At 44.2% G+C, this 19,521-nt stretch carries 15 protein-coding genes; 2 read left to right on the top strand and 13 right to left on the bottom strand.

The genetic code is table 11. The features are described 5' to 3' along the window. Window positions 1–301 precede the first annotated feature (301 nt). The 12 genes from V7R35_RS08865 to V7R35_RS08920 all read right to left on the bottom strand — a co-directional run bounded on the left by V7R35_RS08865 (window position 302) and on the right by V7R35_RS08920 (window position 15,984). Entirely contained in the window at window positions 302–1,534 is a 1,233-nt protein-coding gene (locus tag V7R35_RS08865) for a hypothetical protein (RefSeq protein WP_334014381.1), read from the bottom strand. 255 nt (window positions 1,535–1,789) lie between these two features. After that, window positions 1,790–2,941: a GGDEF domain-containing protein gene (locus V7R35_RS08870; RefSeq protein ID WP_334014382.1), complete on the bottom strand. Its 1,152-nt coding sequence runs from the start codon at window positions 2,939–2,941 to the stop codon at window positions 1,790–1,792. Window positions 2,942–3,110: 169 nt separating this feature from the next. Then, entirely contained in the window at window positions 3,111–3,926 is an 816-nt protein-coding gene (locus V7R35_RS08875) for a DUF3307 domain-containing protein (RefSeq protein WP_334014383.1), read from the bottom strand. A gap of 29 nt (window positions 3,927–3,955) precedes the next feature. After that, window positions 3,956–4,621 (bottom strand): hypothetical protein, encoded by a 666-nt coding sequence (locus V7R35_RS08880; protein ID WP_334014384.1) that lies wholly within the window; start codon window positions 4,619–4,621, stop codon window positions 3,956–3,958. Between the two features lie 162 nt (window positions 4,622–4,783). Further along, the gene (locus V7R35_RS08885; RefSeq protein WP_334014385.1) at window positions 4,784–6,238 is read right to left on the bottom strand and encodes a sensor domain-containing diguanylate cyclase; all 1,455 of its coding nucleotides are present in this window, start codon (window positions 6,236–6,238) and stop codon (window positions 4,784–4,786) included. Window positions 6,239–6,331: 93 nt separating this feature from the next. Further along, the gene (locus V7R35_RS08890) at window positions 6,332–7,141 is read right to left on the bottom strand and encodes a sterol desaturase family protein (RefSeq protein WP_334014386.1); all 810 of its coding nucleotides are present in this window, start codon (window positions 7,139–7,141) and stop codon (window positions 6,332–6,334) included. A 4-nt stretch (window positions 7,142–7,145) separates the two neighbouring features. Continuing rightward, window positions 7,146–7,790: a CDP-alcohol phosphatidyltransferase family protein gene (locus V7R35_RS08895; RefSeq protein ID WP_334014387.1), complete on the bottom strand. Its 645-nt coding sequence runs from the start codon at window positions 7,788–7,790 to the stop codon at window positions 7,146–7,148. After that, on the bottom strand, window positions 7,784–8,452 hold the full coding sequence (locus V7R35_RS08900) for an ATP-binding cassette domain-containing protein (protein WP_334014388.1): 669 nt from the start codon (window positions 8,450–8,452) through the stop codon (window positions 7,784–7,786). Before V7R35_RS08900 ends, V7R35_RS08895 begins: the two co-directional genes overlap by 7 nt. Next, window positions 8,442–10,232 carry an ABC transporter permease gene (locus tag V7R35_RS08905; protein WP_334014389.1) on the bottom strand — a complete coding sequence of 597 codons (1,791 nt, stop codon included), beginning with the start codon at window positions 10,230–10,232 and terminating at the stop codon, window positions 8,442–8,444. The genes V7R35_RS08900 and V7R35_RS08905 overlap by 11 nt, the downstream gene beginning before the upstream one ends. After that, the gene (locus V7R35_RS08910) at window positions 10,232–11,392 is read right to left on the bottom strand and encodes an ABC transporter substrate-binding protein (RefSeq protein WP_438823458.1); all 1,161 of its coding nucleotides are present in this window, start codon (window positions 11,390–11,392) and stop codon (window positions 10,232–10,234) included. Before V7R35_RS08910 ends, V7R35_RS08905 begins: the two co-directional genes overlap by 1 nt. A gap of 80 nt (window positions 11,393–11,472) precedes the next feature. Continuing rightward, a complete protein-coding gene (locus V7R35_RS08915) occupies window positions 11,473–13,626 on the bottom strand; it encodes an FAD-dependent oxidoreductase (protein ID WP_334014391.1) in 2,154 nt (717 codons plus the stop codon). Window positions 13,627–13,644: 18 nt separating this feature from the next. Then, complete coding sequence (locus tag V7R35_RS08920) at window positions 13,645–15,984, bottom strand: TonB-dependent receptor (RefSeq protein WP_334014392.1); 2,340 nt, start codon at window positions 15,982–15,984, stop codon at window positions 13,645–13,647. A 154-nt stretch (window positions 15,985–16,138) separates the two neighbouring features. Between V7R35_RS08920 and V7R35_RS08925 the strand changes: the two genes are divergently transcribed. Then, the gene (locus V7R35_RS08925) at window positions 16,139–16,555 is read left to right on the top strand and encodes a hypothetical protein (protein WP_334014393.1); all 417 of its coding nucleotides are present in this window, start codon (window positions 16,139–16,141) and stop codon (window positions 16,553–16,555) included. 17 nt (window positions 16,556–16,572) lie between these two features. On the opposite strand, the gene V7R35_RS08930 is transcribed toward V7R35_RS08925, so the two are convergent. Then, window positions 16,573–17,034: an EVE domain-containing protein gene (locus V7R35_RS08930; RefSeq protein ID WP_334014428.1), complete on the bottom strand. Its 462-nt coding sequence runs from the start codon at window positions 17,032–17,034 to the stop codon at window positions 16,573–16,575. A 180-nt stretch (window positions 17,035–17,214) separates the two neighbouring features. Between V7R35_RS08930 and V7R35_RS08935 the strand changes: the two genes are divergently transcribed. Beyond that, on the top strand, window positions 17,215–19,512 hold the full coding sequence (locus V7R35_RS08935) for a YgiQ family radical SAM protein (RefSeq protein WP_334014394.1): 2,298 nt from the start codon (window positions 17,215–17,217) through the stop codon (window positions 19,510–19,512). Window positions 19,513–19,521: the final 9 nt, after the last annotated feature.

The following is a 19,521-nucleotide window of genomic DNA, read 5'->3' on the forward strand; positions in this document are numbered from 1 at the left end:
TATTCATAAAGCGAAAACTTCGCTATCAGGCGATTGGTTAACAAAATGGAGAAGCTACAACGCAAAGCCAATCGTCAACCAAGTTCCTGCTAGCTAATGACAAACAGAGTTCCGAAGCTCCTGCGTAAGCATAGATCCGCATTGGCTTACTAAAGCAATTGAGGGACTAATTCAGTTCCTATTGCGGGAACCAAACCGGCGTCCCGTCCCGCCACCAAATTCAAAAGGCTTACCATTTGGCAAGCCTTTTTTGTTTTTATCCGCAAAAGCGGACCATCTCACATACCTCTTTCCACAAACATTAAGATGTTTGTAAAGTCTGAATAGGTTCGATATCAGTTTTGTTTTCTAGTATAAACGCTTCGATATCTTCAATTCTCTCCTTACTAAAACCCAACTGTGCTTCAAGTGCTGTCGTTCCGTCAGCATTCTCAACAACAGCAAATTGGTTTACTCCTAAAGCCCGCGAAAAAGCGGTGTGGACTTTGTTATTGTTTATATCAACAATTTTAACTTTCGTAGAAGTACGGTAGATAGCAAGAGGGCCAGATTGAGTTTGCACCCAGTTTATTGACCAATAGTAATGGCTGTAGTTTGGTAGACCTATCTTTGTATAAAGCGCTTCTTTGAATTCGACGTTATCACATTCATTGACCAAGGCGCTCTTTTTTCTGCAACCAGAGTGCTCTGCAACGTCTTTTCCACCTAAGCTAACGTCCATTGGAACTATAGAGTCACCTTTCAGACTTACTAATACATAATCGTCGACTTTATTTAAACCGAAGGTGTTGCCAAGTTCTTTGAACGAATCAAAAAGGCCGCCTACTTTATCGTTTTTATTTCTGGCATTCTTCTCTAATAATATGAAGCCAGTAGATGCTGCATCGCCATTTTGATATTTAGCAATGTGGTAATTATCAAGCAAAGAAATCGACTTAACGTGGTCACTTCCAATCGTGTACCTAAACGCAGAGCCAGGTCGCCCAACAATAAATCCGTCTGACGTTGGAATTACGGTATCGCCAGGGATCGTTTTTCCTGTTACTGTTTTCACTTCGAATTTACCGTTTCTTTTTAGCACTTTAGCAATCTTAATTGGTGCTTCTGCAGAACCAGCTCTGTAATATTTTAAAGTAAATGAACCATCGAAGTTCTGTACTGCGTAGGTAAATTCTCCTGAAAAACGGTTTCCACCGAAATTAGCTACCTGCCCCTCGAAGTCGTTAAACATCTGCCCATTAATCATAATACCGTCTTTTTCACGGTAAAAAATTGCAGAGCCACCTGTAGCATCAACATTTTGCTTTTGCGCCATCAACTCATTTTCTGTAATAAAGCTCTCAGGAACAACCGGTGTTTGCGGCTGCTGCTGCGCTTGTGCCGCAGGTAAAGTCATACCTTGCATCTTGGAAAGTAGAGCTTGACGCATTTGATTTGCGAACGCTTGTTCTTCAGGCGTAGGTGGAGGGGTGCTACCACACGCGCTGAGCATTGAAACAGCTAAAAGTGATGGGAGAATACGTTTTGCTCTCATTGTTCTTTTCTCTTTTTTATCTGAATTTTTGTGTTTTTTTGAGCAAAGAAGGGAGACTTAAAACGTAGACGTACTCCATTAGAACGTAACATTGAAACAACAACCCTCCTTGGTCGCGTTAATATTAAAGGAAATTACTAATTATATACAAGCACTTATATCAAATAGATAATAGATAACTAATATTCAGCACAGGGAATGAAAACTAAAAAATAGTGTATAGAACTTTAAGTTGGAGCTTGCCTTGCACAACCATCATGCCACCACTTGAAACCGTGGAGATATTTGATTTCTTCCTCGCGCTTTCGCGTTGTAAAGCTCAGTATCAGCGGTATTAAATAGTGAGTGCCAAGTGTCTTCTACAGAGTTTGAGAACGTCATACCTATACTTATGGTTACCGATATTTCGTCCTTACCGTCTTTTATCGACAGCGTTTCTACTTTTCGCCGTAGCGTATCGGCTAGCTGAAAGGTTTGTAGTTTCGACTCACCAGACACAAATATAGCGAATTCTTCTCCACCTAGCCTTCCAATAATATGACTATCACTAAGTGTTTTATTCAGCTCTGATGCGATGGTATTTAACACACGGTCGCCTGTTGGATGTCCGTATTTATCATTGATGGTTTTAAAATGATCTATATCAATAACCATTAGCGAGCAGTTGTCCCTACCTTGATCAGACAGCAACTCGTTAATCTTTCCAATGAAAGCCCGTCTTCCGTAGACTCCGGTTAATTCATCAACATTGGCCAATGTCTGCCATTTTTGTCTTTGCTGGTACACCAATATAAAAGGCAACAATACTGAAGTAATAATACAAAGTGCAATGTGGGCTGCAATGCTTAATGCTGTCCAAGTCTGCACTGCAGAGTTAAGACCAGCCCATTCGCTGTAGCCCAGCATAATTGACTGACAAACCATTACCAGTGCGTGCGTAATTAAAATAGCGCGAAAGAACTGACGAATGCCGGTAAGAGAACCTTGTTTGTGCACGCTAAAGGATAAAAAACAAAGCCCAAAGACAACCGCGATAGCACCGCTTGCTAATGCCTGATAATAAGGCGTAAAAAACGCAGAAACGGCGATAGCCGCTACGCCAGTGGTACACCAAGCAACCCTTTGGTTTAGCACACGCGCAACATTCGTACTTGGCTTTTTGTCTTCCAAGCGGTAGAAACCTGCCAGTAATAAGCAGCTAGCAAGGAAATAGCAAACCTGTGGTGAACCTGGTAATGCGCCTGCAACGTTTACCACTAAACCTAAGCAGTAAGTAAAACAAGAAAACGCCCACAAGATAAATACTGGCGTTGATATATCGCGCTTTGCAAGCACGAGAAAATAAATACCCACTGCGATGTTTACACCAAGCGATGCAAACACCAATAACATCATAATTGTAGTCACAGGTGATCCGTCACAAAAAAATGAAGCGGCAGTATGTCACACATCGATGACTAATGCGTGAAGATACAAAAAATAAAGGTATGCAAGATAGACATTCAGTGTGTTCACATATACTCCCTGAATAACGAAAAGCGTGATCCTTTACCATTACATGTGCAGCGTTAACGCGCTATTTCACAGGCATTACATCCAGGATATAGGCGCAAGCTAGTCCAATGACTAGCGTAATGGCAACGCTAGTAAATGTTCCCAGCAATACATACTCGGTTAATTTTCTATCTTGATGCTTGGTCAGATCGCCAAAACGAAATATCGACTTTGCTGCGATTAAAAAGCCAATGGCTGAAAATTGATTAAGTAGAACAAACGTGAGCATTAACGTACGTTCAAGGTAGCCAATGCGCTGGCCTGCCAAGGCTAAAGTTTGTTGTGCTTCTAAATTAAGCGATAACGTATCTTTTATATTGTGTCGTTTAGCAGGCTTAGACATAACTTCATCAGTCCAGGGAGACAACAGTTGCTTAATAATAATCGAACTTGGTTTAAGCACTGCTAAGTACGCTAACAAAACTGCTAATTGGCTACTGTTAAGTGCTTTTAACAATGCCACTGATTCTCCCCACTGCTTAGTAACCGAAAGGAAGGCAATAAATATAACCAGTACATGCGCCAACTGATCAATTAAAAATGAGGTAGTGCTGGGTTTACTGTAAGACTTAATTAAATCGATAATAAAATGGGTGAGTGCAATGGAAACGCTGATATAAAAAGTGTTAACTACGCTAATTTCATCGCCTAACAATAGGGTTACAACTGCCGCTAACAGCCCGTGCAGCAGTGAATGTATATAAAGGTAAGGTGATACCGCATGTTTTGTATTTCTACTTTCTACCCACGAAAAAGGCTGAAGATAGAAATCGGCTATCAGATGTACAAGTAATAAACCTGTAAGAAGTACCGTATTATCAAATACTATTTCCTGCATGCCCTTCCCTAAACAATGTTAACTACAACTTACATTTCTTGCACCGAGGCGTTTATCTCTTGCTCCATAAAATGCAGATAGTCGGCAATCAGTTTATAGCGACTTGCATTTAAGATACGCGTTACGTTGCTTCGATTTTTTCCCAATAATACAGCCACATTATCATGGTTTTTTTCTTCACACATTAAATAGGCAAGTACGGTTTCAGATTGTGTTTGTGTAAGCCCGGATAAGTGGTTGTCTGCAAATTGTGTAAGAAGACTAGTACTGCGCATAAGCGACGGACTAGAGCATGTAAAAGCGATGTGCTGTGACTTTAACTCATCTAAGGCGCGACCAGATAATACAAATGCTTGCCCCGTACCCGTTTTAACTTCTGTATTTCTATAAGATACATCCCCTACTGCAGCACTTACTCGAATATCTACACTAGGCGAATGTGCTTTAAGCGCTAAGCGAAGGCCAACTAAAATATTCATAATAAAGTGGGCGTGGTTTGTGACAAACTGAAATGCATCGCCGCGAAAGAGGTCGAAATGGCCATCGTATTTAGAGGCATATTGCACAAGCTCTGTCTTAAGTAACTGTATAACGCTACTAAACTCGCTGTCAGACAAACCTTGCGAATTAACGATATCGCCAGTCAATACCGCAGCAGACTGTTTATTGTATGTATTCAAAGCTGTTTTGGTCATTGGCGCTCGCATTCATCTGCGTTAATTTCCCAATTCATATTACAAGAATATACACACAAATCAGAATAACACCAAATTTAATCACAATTAAAAATGTGACTAAATTCAATCACAATTAGATACTTGAGATGAGATGAAATGCTAAGGCAGTTTTTAATGAAACTAAAAATGAGCGCAATTTTTTCCGGCACTTTTTGCTCTATACAACGCCTCGTCTGCGCGCTGAACTAATTGCGTTGGGCTATCTTTGCCATCTAATAAGCAGGCCATTCCTATACTTACGGTAAGCACACTTTGATGTGCTGAATATTCATGAAAAATGCCAAGGCGACGGATGTTTCGTAAAATTCGAGTCGCTATTTTATGTACCTCGTCTTTCGATACGCCAGGAAGAATAACCGCAAACTCTTCACCGCCGTAGCGTGCTGCAAGATCATCTTTACCAATGCAGCTATTTGATAAACTTTTAGCTATTTGTTTTAAAGCGTCGTCCCCAGCTACATGGCCGTAATTGTCGTTGTACAATTTGAAGGCGTCTGCATCGACAAGCAATAATGCCAAAGGTGTAGACTTCGCTCTACTAAGCTCAATTTGCTTTGAAAGCGTTGTATCGAAAACGCGCCGGTTAGGAATTTCCGTTAAGCCGTCGATATTAGCCAAATGTTCCAGACGTTTGTTTGCATCAAGCAAGGCGTCTTGCATGTTGGCAATGGCCTTTCTATTGACTAAATTCTGTAAGGTATTACCCAGTATTTCGCCAATTCTCTCTAAATACTCAACGTCATAAGACTGCCATTTGTATGGACTTCCTATTATATCGCATCCCACGAAGCCATATAGAGTGCCGCCCACCATTATTCGCACGCAAAGTATCGAGCAAATGTGTTCTCTCATAAATTCTTCGCGTTCAGCCGCAGCGCAATCAGGTATTTTACTTACATCATCTACTTTAAACATGCCCTCTTGAATATGGTCCATAAAGTATGGCATATCGCTTGTGGGCATATTTTGTAGTTCACTTATATAGGGCGTTACACCAGCTGCAACCCATTCATGAGTATTTGTCATAAAAGTACGATCGTTTGAAAACTCAAACATATAACACCGATCGATATTACCGAATTCGCCAAAAGCAGCTAGGGTTTGGTCGATAATAGTCTTAACTTCGCATTCACTGGCATTAATTAACTTAGAAGAGCAATTAGTCAGTAACTGGTGAAAAGACAAATGCTTTCCTACCGACGATAGATTAGAACCACCAGATAGTTCGTCCGCGTTATTGCGCACATACAGCACTATCCAGTTACCGTCTTCTAGATTTACAACTTTGCTTTCAACTAAACAGTTAAAGGTAAACAAGTTGGTTTTTAGTCTCACCCATAAACACAGTGCACCACCTGTCTCTCCCAAAACAAAGGGGTTGGCGTCGGCTTCTAAAGGGGCTTTGGAAATAGGGTCGTAAAACGCAATACTGCTATCATCTAACCGTGACGACGCATTGGCACCAAAAAACTGCTGAAAGCCATCGCTGGAATAAATGCGATCCTCACCACATTTTTTAAACAGTAAATTGACGGGTAATTGCCTTAACACCGAAGGTACGTCTAACGTTTCCAAAACAGCTCCTTTACTATGCGCTCTTTCTAAGCGTAGCAGCGTTAATGCTACTGACAAATTTAACTGCACAGCTCATCCCGTACCTTAATTTACTTATTGGCCTTCAGGTTTGTGGTTAAAAGGCTGTTTAAGCAAAGCTAAAACACCGGCATTCTCTTTTTCAGCAGGTATGTCTTTCTGCCCAATCTCAAAGGTTGCATCATCGACACGCGACTGAGATGTAAAACTGTTAAAGAGTTTATCCCACCACGTTACGCTAAAACCGTAATTCGTATTCGAGTACTGTTTCGCCTGACTGTGATGAATACGATGCAGACGCTGTGTGACCAAGATAGTGCTTACGCGCTTGTCCCACTTCTTCGGTAATCGAATGTTGGCGTGGTTAAATAAAGAAAACGCATTAAGTGCAACTTCGAAAATAACAATAGCTAACGCCGGCACCCCCAAAAGCACTACTACGGCAGCTTTTATACACAGGCTAAGCGCAATTTCTATTGGATGAAATCGAAGCCCTGTAGTGGTATCAACATGGCTGTCAGCATGATGCATTTTATGAACGCGCCACAATATAGGAACGGTATGAAACAATCTGTGTTGCCAATAGATCACTACGTCCTGAATTAAAACACAAAGAATGACCACTAGCGCAAACGGTAATGCACTACCAATACTGTTGAACAGGCCGAAACCTTCGCTCGCCGCCCAGCTTGATACACCCAGAAGTGTTGCAGGAAGAAGTAAACGAGCCACCACGGCACCAATTACTACCATAGACAAATTACCCACCCAGCGCTGTTTTCGGTTCAACACAGCTTTTCGCGCAGGCTTGTAAGCCTCAAGCAACGCCATAACAGCGAATACGCTTAAAAATATGGTTAATCGAAGAGCTGAAGCGTTATCCATTGTGTTACTCATCACCTTTGGTTTTCTGCAAACTCTCAACATGCTTCAGTGTATTGAAGCCTCCCACAACTCGGGTTGCTATTGTAATAGCGCAAGCAGCTGCAAATACGTACGCAATAATAGGGAAATTCGCTGGCCAAATACAAAACGCGAGAAACACTAAAATGGTTTCACTCCCTTCTGTAAGCCCCTGCATATAGTAAAAACTTTTATGGGCAAATTGTGGTCGGTCTATTTGATAGCGCTCAGCTGAAATAGCAAACGCTAGAAAACTACTGCCTGTTCCAATAAATGTGGCCAATAACACCAGTGCGGGTGCCCCCCATTCATGAGGATTTGCGATTCCAAATGCCAACGGAATAGACGCATAGAACAAAAAATCTAGGCAGATATCTAAAAAGCCACCTGCACTGCTGCTGTTTTGTTGAAATCGCGCCAACTCTCCGTCTATTCCATCACAAATTCTGTTGGCAATAATGCAACCTAGCGCGGCGCTCCACCAATTAAGAATAATAAAGGGAACTGCCGTTATCCCTATCAAAAAACCAAATACCGTTACTTGATTTGGTGTTATGCCTGCCCTGCTCAACACTTTTATAAAAGGTAGCAGTAATGGCTTTATAAATGGGGTTACTTTGGCGTCTAGCATGGCATCAACTCTATTATTTCACCACCTGCGGCGTTGGCGTCTTCAATATCATGCGTCACCAGTACCGCGGGTATATTTCTTTGTTTTATTTGCTCGAACGTCCACGTACGAATTTGCGATCGAAGCGACGCATCCAATTTGCTGAACGGCTCATCAAGCAACACGACATCAGGCTCTGCGGCCAATGTACGAAGCAGTGACACCCTCGCCTGCTGCCCTCCAGACAACGCCTCAATACCTCTGTCACCAAAGCCCTCTAGCGACACTTCCTGCAACATTGTGTCGATAGCCTGTGATTGCGCTTGCTTTGTACTGTATAACTTTGGCGGCATCGCAAAGGCAATATTTTCCTTTACCGACATATGTTCAAACAACAATGCATCTTGGAACATAATGCCAATATTTCGCTTGTAAGGTTCAAGTGCAGTAACAGAGCGCCCGTTAATGCTGATATCACCTGTAAACGTAAAAGGCGCAGCTAACTGACCAGATATAGCGTTAAGCAACGTTGTCTTACCACACCCGCTTGGGCCCATAATAGTTAATACACTTTGCCCTTGTACTTGAGTGCTTACCTTAACCAAAGGCTTACCCTCTTTTTCTACTTGCAGGTGTTGTAGGCTCAGGATTCGTTGTTCTTTCGCGCCAGTATCAACGGCCATGATGTACTACCTTTTTTTCTAAGCGTTCTTTTCTACTCATATGACTGCTTATTCGCTTACTTCTACGATTATGTGTTCGCCTACGCTCTCGGTTAAGTGTAATTAACTTAGGTAGTGTCCAAGCAATTACAAACCCCAACAAAGGCATTAATGCTTGAATAACCGCATAAACTGCAGTTAGCCGAACACTAGAGCCCGAAACTGAAGCCACTGCTTCTGTTGTAACCGTTGGAATTGCCCCGCCAGACGCCAACATGGTTGGTAAGTATTGACTAAAGCTAATTGCTAACCCAAGTGCCCAGGCCACCAGTACAGAATTTAGTAGCGCAGGCAGTTTCACATACCAAAACACCTGAAACGGTGACTTTCCTAAGCTTTGTGCCACCATTACATAGCGATTATCGAAACGCTGATAGGACACCGCAAGCGACAGGTATACGTAAGGCAATACATACACCATATGCGCTATATAGGTGTGAAACCCCAACGAGTGCACTGATAAGAGTTGCTGAAACCATACCAACCCATACAAAAAAGCAACACCTGGTACCAACAGCGGTAAGAACAGTGAAAATGAAAATAACGCAGCCGCTTTTCGCGTTGCTGGCACGAGCACTTCACTTTCAAGCGTTAGTAAAACCAGCACCACTGATGAAACGCTTGTCGCTAGTCCGAGTAATAAAGTGTTAAGCAAAGGCTGGCCAATTGCACTAAATGCGGTTTTCCAGTGCAGCAGCGTTAGCGCTTCTGGAAACAAGCGAGGAAACACCCAATGCTCAGCAAGTGAATAAGAAACTACCGTATACACAACCCCTGCAATTAAAAACGCATATATGCCAACCGTACACGTTCCTAACAACGCAACAGTGCGGTTGAAGAAATTACGACGACCTGTTGAAAGCTGTCTGCGCCCCCACCACGAAATCATTCTCTCTACAGTAAAAAAAACCACGATAGCAAGCACGCACACTACACCCTGTAAAATGGATGCCGCCGAGCCAAGTAAACGCATTGAGAGGTCGACATGATTAAACCAATGCAAAATGGCCACAGAAAGCGTGCTTGGATTGTTCAAACCAATAAGTAACGGTATTTCCACATTAGAGGTGGCGAACACCAACACGGCTAGAATAGGAAACTTTATTTGGGTATAAATTGACGGCAGAATAAGTTTGAAGAAGGTGCTTGGAGCACTGTAGCCAAGCGCTGTGCCCGCCCGTTGATAGCCTTCTAGCTTTTGTTTGTTGTTTGGCTGTGCCATAACACTTAGTGCCATAAGAAGAATAAAGGGGACTTCTTTAATCACTAACACTAACAATACACTAAGCCCCCATTCATCATAGGGGAATAGCTCTACCGCTGTTGAGGGCATTGCGCTATCTGTGATCGTTCCGATAAACCGTGCAACTAACCCCGACGGGCTTAGCACGAATAGAAGTGCAATAGCCGCCGCCGCGTGAGGCAACACTAACAGAGGGCTTAGTAGCGCCTGTACCTTATTAAGTAATGATGATTGATAACAATGTGCTAGTAGCAAAAATGTGATAAATGACGCCAGTATTGTTGAGCCAACACCGCTGAACAGCGAGAGCCAAATCATCTGCCCAATGTGTTGTACATTTAAAAGCTCAACAAAAATGCGAAACGAAAATGAATGTTCACCCAGCGCGGGAAAATACCCCAAAGCAGGAAATACTACGCCAATAACGCCTACGGTTACCGGTACTAAAAGTAATAGTAGCAATGCATATCTTGCGTAAACCGTAATCTGCGAAAACATCAGTAGCGTGCTCCATACTGGCTATACCATGCATCACGCAATGCATCTGTCCAGCTTGAATGCGGTTCACCAAGCAGCGGCACAGCAACCGACTTATCTAGCGCAGAGGGATGCGACAATGGCTCATCGAACATACGTTTTTGCGCCTCACTTAATCTGCGCATATCAAGTACGGTGTCATCCCCCCACACCGTTAATTTCTGCTTTTCAGCCTGAGCTTGTGGAGACAACATAAAATTCACTACATCCTTGGCAGCCTGCTTATTAGGTGAATTAAAAGTAAGCCCAATAAAATGCACATTCGCCAAACTACCATCTTTCATAGCATAGGTTCTGATGTCGGTAGGTAAGTCAAACCGTTCTACCGCACTTGGAATTTCGGCAGCCGTGAAGGAAAACGCCATTGATAGCTCACCGCTGCTCATTAACCGCTGTAACTGCGACGCCTGCCTAACCATCATCTTACCCTGTCGCCACATATTTGGATGCAATGCATCTAAAAATGCCCATAAAGACGGTAGCGTTTTAGATAGCGCTTGCTCAGTGACAGGTTGATAAAACAAATCGCGATGCTGCGGGTTAAGTTGTAGAAGCGCATATTTTAGAAAGGAGATACCTAAATAATCGCTGGGCGTGGGGTAAGTAAATCGGCCAGGTGATTGCTGCGTAAATGCTAAAATTTCTTCAAGGTTTGATGGGGGCGTTAATGCTGCTTGGTGAAAGTGAGATTGGCGAATGTAAAACACCATTGAGGCTTTTCCCCAAGGGGCTTCCATACCTAAGGTTGATTCGCCAAAATCGGTTGTCATTGCGGGGTTTTCATTTGGGCTGGTTAACGCAAATGATGGTAACTCGCCTACCCAATTGGGCGTTAAAAGCCCATGTTTTTTCATTGTGGCGAAGTTTTCACCGTTTATCCAAATAAGATCGACAGACCCTTCACTGCTGTTGCCGGCCGCTTTTTCAGCTAATACTCTTGATACGGCATCGCTCGTATCGGCAAGCTTCACATGCTGCAGTGCTATATTGTGTTTCTGTGCCAGCTGTTTTGCCAGCCATCGAATATAACCGTTAACCTGAGCGCTTCCGCCCCACGCATGAAAGCGCACGGTGGGCGAAACTGTTGTATCTACGTTTGAAACGTTATTTTGTGACGGCATAGGCGTAGACAACACCTCTGCATTCACCGTTAAGCAAATAAACGCCCAAATACTCCACGTTAAAAGGCGGCGCAGCAACACTACCCTCTGCGCCATGTGTGGAATTTTTCGACGTATTCTAGCAGCTTCTCTGGCGCATTCGCGCGCTTCCAGTTTCCTGCTGCGTACTTAGCCCCCTCAGCCCACGTCGGATAAGCGTGAATGGTGCCTAAGATTTTGTTTAAGCCCAAGCCATGCTTCATAGCAATGACAAACTCGGCTAGCAAATCGCCCGCATGTTCCGACACCACAGTAACGCCTAGAATGGTGTCTTTGCCTGGTGGAGTAAGTACTTTAATAAAACCCTTGCGAGCACTTTCTGCTACTGCGCGATCAAGCTCAGCAAAATCATAGCGGGTAACTTCAACGTCGATATCTTGTTCTTTAGCCTCACGTTCGTTTAAGCCTACACGTGCTACTTCAGGGTCGATAAAGGTAGTCCACGGAATGACGCGATAGTCCACTTTGAACTTCTTAAACGTACCAAACAAGGCGTTAACCGCAGCGTACCACGCCTGGTGTGCAGCAACATGAGTAAATTGATACGGCCCTACTACGTCACCTGCAGCGTAGATGTTTGGCATAAGCGTTTGTAAGTACTCATCGGTTTCAATAGTGCGGTCGAACTGAATACCAAGCTCTTCAAGACCAAATCCGTTTAAACGTGCCTTTCTTCCTACCGCTACAATTACTTCATCGTATGCAATGGCGTGTTCTTGCCCTTCTTTTTCAACAATAAGCACACGGCCTTCTTGTGTTTTTTCAAAACGAAGCGCTTTGTGCGATGTCATCACATTTACACCGCTGTCTCGCAACACAGATTCAGCGTATTCAGCCACATCCGCATCTTCCCTGCCCATTAAGCGAGGGGCTAATTCAACTTGTGTTACGCTGCTGCCTAATCGCGAAAACGCCTGCGCCAACTCACAGCCAATTGGACCGCCGCCAAGCACTATCAGCTTTTTCGGCGCATCTTCAAACGTGGCAAACTTTTCCCACAGTGTATCTGACGTCACATAACCGCTGTCTTCTATGCCAGGTAACTCAGGCACGAACGGGGCAGCACCAGTAGCAACCACAATGTTCTTGGTAGTCAGTGTTTGTACATCGCCCGACTCTGTCTTAATTTCAACAGTCCAAGGGTCAACAATTTTGGCGTACCCTTTTACAACATCCACGCCCAAACTGGTGTAACGCTCTACGCTGTCGTTAGGCGCAATAGCGGCAATTACTTCGTGCACACGAGCCATCACTTTCTTAAAAGACATAGTAGGTTCAACCGCATGTAAACCATAGTTTTCTGCGTTTCGCATTTGGTTTGCAACTTTGGCGGTTTTAATAATTGCCTTGCTTGGTACACAACCATAATTTAAGCAGTCGCCACCCATTTCGCTCGCTTCAACCAAAGTCACCTTTGCTTTTACTGCCGCGGCTATGTAGCTTGTTACCAATCCACCGGCACCGGCACCAATTACCACTAAATTTCTATCGAAACGCTTAGGCTTTTTATAGCCCTTATACACACGACGTCTGTTTACTACTGCCACTATGCCTTTGGCAATCCAAGGGAATATACCTAACAGCGCAAATGAAAGAATTAGGCTAGGTGAAACAATACCCGATAAGCTGTCGATTTGAGCTAGCTGGGTTCCAGCGTTTACATAAACAGCGGTACCCGCCAACATGCCCACCTGACTAACCCAGTAGAACGTCCAGGTCCTTAATGCGGTAAGCCCCATCAACAGGTTAATTAAAAAGAACGGAAATACCGGCACCAAGCGCAGGGTAAATAGATAAAATGCACCTTGCTTTTCAACGCCCTCATCAATCTTTTTAAGCTTTTCTTTAAATTTATTGCGTATGGTATCGCGCAGAATAAAACGCGATACCAAAAAGGCTAGCGTTGCCCCAATGCTTGAGGCAAACGAAACAATAATTAAACCTTGAACAAGTCCAAATAGCGCTCCGGCCGCCAAAGTTAAAATGGCTGCACCAGGCAGTGACAGCGCCGTTACTGCAACATAAGTGGCAAAGAACACCCCTAAACTAACAAACGGGTTTGCCTCTATTTGACTTTGAAATGTATCCAACGAGCTTTTCATGCCTTCAAGGGTAAGATAGCTGTTTAACCCAAAGTGAAAAAAGCCAAATATGGCGGCGCCAATTACTGCCAGAAGCGCTATTTTTTTGAACATGTTGTTATCTCCTAGCCTTTAAAACGCGTATTGCATGGTTACTTGCGCATGTCTTGGTACATTAGGCATTACCAAAGTTGCACCAAAGAAACCACCTTCGAAAAGCGGCTGCCAGTTGTCTTGGTCAGTAACATTAATGATATCTAAACGTAGGCGCAGGCCTTCATTCACATAGTAATCCGCGTTTAAATCAATTGTGTACTGGTCTCGTATCATTACCGTTTGAAGAAAATCAAGCGGGAACGACTTGGTATAAAGTGCACTTGCGCCCACTTGAACATCGTCAGTTACTTGCCACCCTGCATTGATCGATACAATTTGTGGTGGAATGCCTTGTACACGTGAATCTGACGGTGCAAATGCAGTAAAAGACGGCGAACCAACGCCTGTACCCTCAATAATATCAGGGCGGCTATTGTCAAAAGCGTCAACCACTTGAGAGGTACCTTGGAACGCGGCTGAATCATCAAAGCGTGCATCAAGATAACTATACGCACCATTTACCCACACATCGTCGTTTTGATAAAACAGCTGCAGCTCGGCGCCCTGTGTTTTAACACCACTGTTGCTACCGTCGCGGTTTCGTAAGCTACGTGTTTGGTCAAATACCGATGCTTCGGCATACCAATTGCTGCTTGGCGCGTATTTTACACCAAGCTCATACAAGGTATTTTCAGTGGCAAAGTTCAATGGGTTAATTTCATTACCGCCACCTAACACAGTGCCTCCGCCCATGCTGTTAGATGTAGCATCGTTTTCAGCATACGCAGCATACAAATTGATATCAGACGTTAATTTATACACTGCACTAAGCTGGTAGCTGCTTAGTGTATCGCTGTAGGTGTCTGACGCTGCCTGTACACCTTCTGGCGCAAGCGGGTCGCGCGCTTCCACATCGTAATAATCTATACGTACACCCGCTATGGTTGAAAATTTATCAGTCCAGTTCGAGCGTTGCTGAAGAGCCAACCCTGTTTGCCATGTAGTTGAGTCTGTGGTGTCAGATAAATTAAAGTCACCCGCGCCATCACCATCTATATCGTATTGCGCACCTGGTGATACAAATACCCCTGGACGAAGTTCTATTAAACGCGCCTTTTGCGCGTCGGTTAATGGAATGACGCGATTTGAAATAGGGCCCGTTAAATCAATAGGGTTATCAGCTTCTGTAGTAAATTGGCTGTAGCCTAATACGTCGTTATAGCGCAGCGCTAGGCCAACGGTAGTTAGCTGCTTGTCGCTCCACTTGTAATCAAGCTCAGTGCGGTTTTCAAACGTATCGGCACCGTCAATAATTTCAACGAAACTATTTTGTGCAATTTCTTCGCGCTCTAGGTATTGATAATAAGTGACGTTTCGAAGCGTAATATTTTCAGCGTATTTATATTCAACATTACTACGCAAAACCGTAGTTTGTGCGCCGTTTATGTCATCAGGATTGGTAAAGACGCGATTTCGAGGAATAACAACTTCCCCAGTAGGAGAAATTATAGCGCCAGCGCCAGCAACAGTGCTCCCGTTTGGCTGCACGCCTTGTCCGGTAATATAAACACCGTTGTCTATCAAATCTTGGGTTGGACGGTTGATACCTGCGTTATCTGGGTAATCTGTGTCGTAGTACTCGGCGCTTATGTCCCAAGTTAGTGCAGTCGACGGTGTATAGCGGTAAGCAATAAACAAGTTTGTGCTGTCACGCTCTGCAAAATCATAAAAACTTCCATGATCTAAGTATTCCGCACTAAATCGAATACCGCTTTTGCCTTCCTCAATTGCGGTGCCGTAATCAACTTGTGCTGAGTACTGGTCCCAACGACCGGCGCGCAACGTAACGCGACCGTTACTGTCTGTGGTAGGCGCTACTTTTGTTTGTAGATTTACAAAACCACCATTTCGCTGAGTACTGCCAAATAATACTGGCGAAGGCCCTTTCACAACATCAACTTGTTCTACACTGTTAAACGATAGCGGTAATCCGAATCCGTTATTACCCGCTTGTCGACGAACACCATCTTGGAATAATTCACCTAACTGCCCGCGAATGCTTGGCAAACTTGGCGTGCCAAAGCCGCTTGAAGCATAGGCATTAGGCGCTGCTTTCACGATATCATGTAGGTCATCAATATTAAGAGCTTGCATGGCTTCGGCCGACAATGACGTTACCGCGCGTGGCGTTTCTGCAGCGCTTAAACCTTCACCGAATATGCCTTTTAGCGTGTTGTCGCCTGGGTTTAGCGTATCAAGAGATTGCTTATTGCCTGTCACCTCTACCACTTCTATCTCTGAAAGCTGCTGTGCGGCAATTCCTTGGCTGACTGCAAGGGCGAGTGTGCTAATGGCTAAGCTAATTACTTTTTTCATTAAAAGATCCGTATTTTTATTTCTTGTTCGACAAGACCGATACGCATACCAAAAAATTTCAGAACATAATTATTTTAAAAATAAAAACTTTTTTGAAATTTTTCTTTTGAACGACCGTTCTATTGGGTTCACATGTATCAACATCGGAGTACACATGCAAAACTCAACTTCAGACATTAACAACCGACTTAGCTGGGCGCTACTTTCGCTGCGCGTAACCGTTTTTATCGTAATGTTCGCTTGGACCATGGATAAATTCGTAAACCCTGCCCACGGTATGAAGATTTTTGAACACTTCTACGGTATTGGCGGGCTTGCCGAAAGCGCGGTTTATATAATGGGCGCATTCCAACTGGCCTTGGTACTTGCTTTTGTCGCTGGTATCGCCAAGCGTTACACTTATGGCCTTATTTTCTTACTTCACGGTGGTTCTACTTTATCGTCGTTCCCACAGTACATTGACGCATTTAATAACTTACTGTTTTTTGCAGCATGGCCAATGTGGGGCGCGTGCTTCGCACTGTATCTACTGCGCGACGCAGATACGCGTTTTACGCTTTCTAAATCGTAACCACATCGAACAAATGGTTATTTGGCAGCGGCGTAGAGCTGCTGCCACTCCTGCTCGGTTACTGGCATTACGCTTAACCTTCCACCTTTTTTCACTAGCGGCAGTTCAGTTATTCCCTGCATCTGCTTTATGTCAGAAAGGGCAAGTACTTTTTCAAACTTTTCCACAAACTTTACGTCTACTCTAAACCAGCGAGGTGTAGCTGGGTCAGACTTTGGGTCAAAGTACTTCGACTCTGGATCAAACTGAGTAGTATCGGGATAACCCGCTTTTACAACTTCAGCAACACCTGCAATACCCACGTTCTTGCAGCTTGAATGATATATGTACACCAAGTCTCCAAGCGCAATGTCATCGCGTAAAAAGTTACGTGCTTGATAATTTCTAACGCCATCCCAAGGCTCGGTTTGATTTGGCCTTGACGCTAAATCATCAATAGAGAAAGCATCAGGTTCTGTTTTAAATAGCCAATACGCCATCATAAAGCCCTTTTTGGTCAATTACATAAGCAAACACTAATTCTTAAGTATACAAAGCCATTGAATTTAATGACAGTGCTATACCGTCATGTTCTCAACACTGCTATAATCACGCACCAAATCTGAAAAAGTGAATGCACTTCTTTCAGGTAAATTCTGTTATTTCAAGATGTGATTATTATGCAAGCCACTATCAAGGCCGACCGCGGTCTGTTCTCTTATCCTAAATATTGGCCTCATTGCTTAGGTACAGCGCCATTTTTACCCATGTCGAAAGAAGAGATGGACGCACTAGGTTGGGACAGCTGTGATGTTATTTTGGTAACTGGCGATGCATATGTCGATCATCCTAGCTTCGGTATGGCGGTAATTGGCCGAGTATTGGAAGCACACGGGTTTCGCGTAGGTATTATTTCTCAGCCCGACTGGACCAGCAAAGACGACTTTATGAAGCTTGGTAAACCCAACCTGTATTTTGGGGTTACTGCCGGCAACATGGACTCTATGATCAACCGCTATACATCGGACAAAAAGCTGCGCCACGACGATGCCTACACAGCTGGAAATGTGGGCGGCAAACGTCCAGACCGTGCAGTAACCGTATACTCTCAGCGCTGTCGTGAAGCATTTAAAGGCGTACCGGTTATTGCTGGCGGTATTGAAGCCAGTTTACGCCGTATTGCGCACTATGATTATTGGAGTGAAAAAGTACGCCGCTCGGTATTGTTCGACTCGAAAGCCGACATGCTATTTTTCGGTAACGCCGAGCGTCCACTTGTTGAAGTAACACACCGACTCGCTGCAGGCGAAAACATAGCTGATATGCGTGATGTTCGCGGCACGGCTATCATCGTGAAAGAAGCACTGCCAGAATGGCAGGGTGTAGATTCAACGTCATTAGATAAACCTGGAAAGATTGACCCTATTCCAAGCCCTTATCAAATGGAGCCAGAGTGCGATTCACAGGATAAAGATAAGAAAAGCAGTGAAGCTCCAGAGGCTTCACCTATTGTTATTCAACCGGCCGAGAAAGATAAAGAAAAGCGTAAACCATGGGAAAAGGTTTACGTTAAGTTACCGGCATACGAAACGGTAAAAGACAACAAAATGCTGTACGCACACACCTCGCGTATTTTGCATCAGGAAACCAACCCTGGGTGTGCTCGCGCGTTGATGCAGCGTCACGGCGACAGACACATTTGGATTAATCCACCCGCTATGCCACTTGAAACCGAAGAGATGGATGCGGTGTTTGACTTGCCTTATCAACGTGTTCCTCACCCAGTATATGGCGATGCAAAAATTCCTGCGTACGACATGATACGTTTTAGTATCAACATTATGCGTGGGTGTTATGGCGGCTGTACATTCTGTTCAATTACCGAGCACGAAGGGCGTATTATTCAAAGCCGTTCTGAAGACTCTATCATTAGAGAGATTGAGCAAATACGCGATACAGTGCCAGGCTTCACAGGTGTAATCTCTGACCTTGGTGGCCCTACGGCAAACATGTATCGTCTTCGCTGCAAAAGTCCGAAAGCCGAAGCCACGTGTCGTCGTCCGTCGTGCGTTTACCCAAGTATCTGTGCACACATGGACACCGATCACAAACCCACTATCGATTTGTATCGACGCGCAAGAAACTTACCGGGTATTAAAAAGATCCTTATTGCATCGGGCGTACGTTACGACCTTGCCGTAGAAGATCCAGAATATGTAAAAGAGCTTGCCCTTCACCACGTTGGGGGCTATCTAAAAATAGCACCAGAGCACACAGAAGAAGGCCCGTTATCGAAAATGATGAAGCCGGGTATGGGCAGCTACTATCGCTTTAAGGAGCTTTTTGACAAATATTCGCAAGAGGCCGGTAAAAAGCAGTATCTTATTCCGTACTTTATAGCGTCTCATCCAGGTACAACCGACGAAGACATGCTTAGCCTTGCTATCTGGCTTAAAGAAAACAAATTTAAGCTAGACCAGGTACAAAACTTTTACCCGTCACCTATGGCGACGGCCACAACGATGTACCACACTGAAGTGAATTCACTGCGTAAAGTCTCCAAGGATAGCGAGGAAGTACCTTCTGCGAAAGGTGAAATTCACCGCCGACTTCACAAGGCAATGCTTCGTTATCACGACCCTAAAAACTTTGCGCAAATTCGCGAAGCACTTAAAAAGATGGGCCGTGAAGATTTAATTGGCCGTGGGCCTCAGCACCTTGTTCCGCCTGAAACGGCTGATGAGAAGCGTCAGAAGGTACAACGCGGTCGCCGTGGTGAGCGTGCTTTAACAAAGCATACTGGTCTTCCACCAACGTTCCAGCGCCAGTCAAAGGGTTCTAAAAGTAAAAGTGGCGCTAGAAACAGCGGTAACGCAACCGGGCAGAATCGCGGTAGCAAGGCTAGTAATAGCGCTAACAAAGGTGGCGGCAAGCCAAAAGGCCAGCGCTCACAGCGTCAACACGCGTCTAAGGGCTAAATTATTGTA

This window comes from Alteromonas sp. S167 (assembly GCF_036864375.1).
Taxonomy (GTDB): Bacteria; Pseudomonadota; Gammaproteobacteria; order Enterobacterales; family Alteromonadaceae; genus Alteromonas.

Coding starts and splice junctions, on each gene's coding strand:
- V7R35_RS08920 (WP_334014392.1), bottom strand. CDS start 15,984: ATGAAAAAAGTAATTAGCTTAGCCATTAGCACACTCGCCCTTGCAGTC.
- V7R35_RS08925 (WP_334014393.1), top strand. CDS start 16,139: ATGCAAAACTCAACTTCAGACATTAACAACCGACTTAGCTGGGCGCTA.
- V7R35_RS08880 (WP_334014384.1), bottom strand. CDS start 4,621: ATGACCAAAACAGCTTTGAATACATACAATAAACAGTCTGCTGCGGTA.
- V7R35_RS08930 (WP_334014428.1), bottom strand. CDS start 17,034: ATGGCGTATTGGCTATTTAAAACAGAACCTGATGCTTTCTCTATTGAT.
- V7R35_RS08900 (WP_334014388.1), bottom strand. CDS start 8,452: ATGGCCGTTGATACTGGCGCGAAAGAACAACGAATCCTGAGCCTACAA.
- V7R35_RS08905 (WP_334014389.1), bottom strand. CDS start 10,232: ATGTTTTCGCAGATTACGGTTTACGCAAGATATGCATTGCTACTATTA.
- V7R35_RS08935 (WP_334014394.1), top strand. CDS start 17,215: ATGCAAGCCACTATCAAGGCCGACCGCGGTCTGTTCTCTTATCCTAAA.
- V7R35_RS08915 (WP_334014391.1), bottom strand. CDS start 13,626: ATGTTCAAAAAAATAGCGCTTCTGGCAGTAATTGGCGCCGCCATATTT.
- V7R35_RS08890 (WP_334014386.1), bottom strand. CDS start 7,141: ATGGATAACGCTTCAGCTCTTCGATTAACCATATTTTTAAGCGTATTC.
- V7R35_RS08895 (WP_334014387.1), bottom strand. CDS start 7,790: ATGCTAGACGCCAAAGTAACCCCATTTATAAAGCCATTACTGCTACCT.
- V7R35_RS08875 (WP_334014383.1), bottom strand. CDS start 3,926: ATGCAGGAAATAGTATTTGATAATACGGTACTTCTTACAGGTTTATTA.
- V7R35_RS08910 (WP_438823458.1), bottom strand. CDS start 11,392: ATGCCGTCACAAAATAACGTTTCAAACGTAGATACAACAGTTTCGCCC.
- V7R35_RS08865 (WP_334014381.1), bottom strand. CDS start 1,534: ATGAGAGCAAAACGTATTCTCCCATCACTTTTAGCTGTTTCAATGCTC.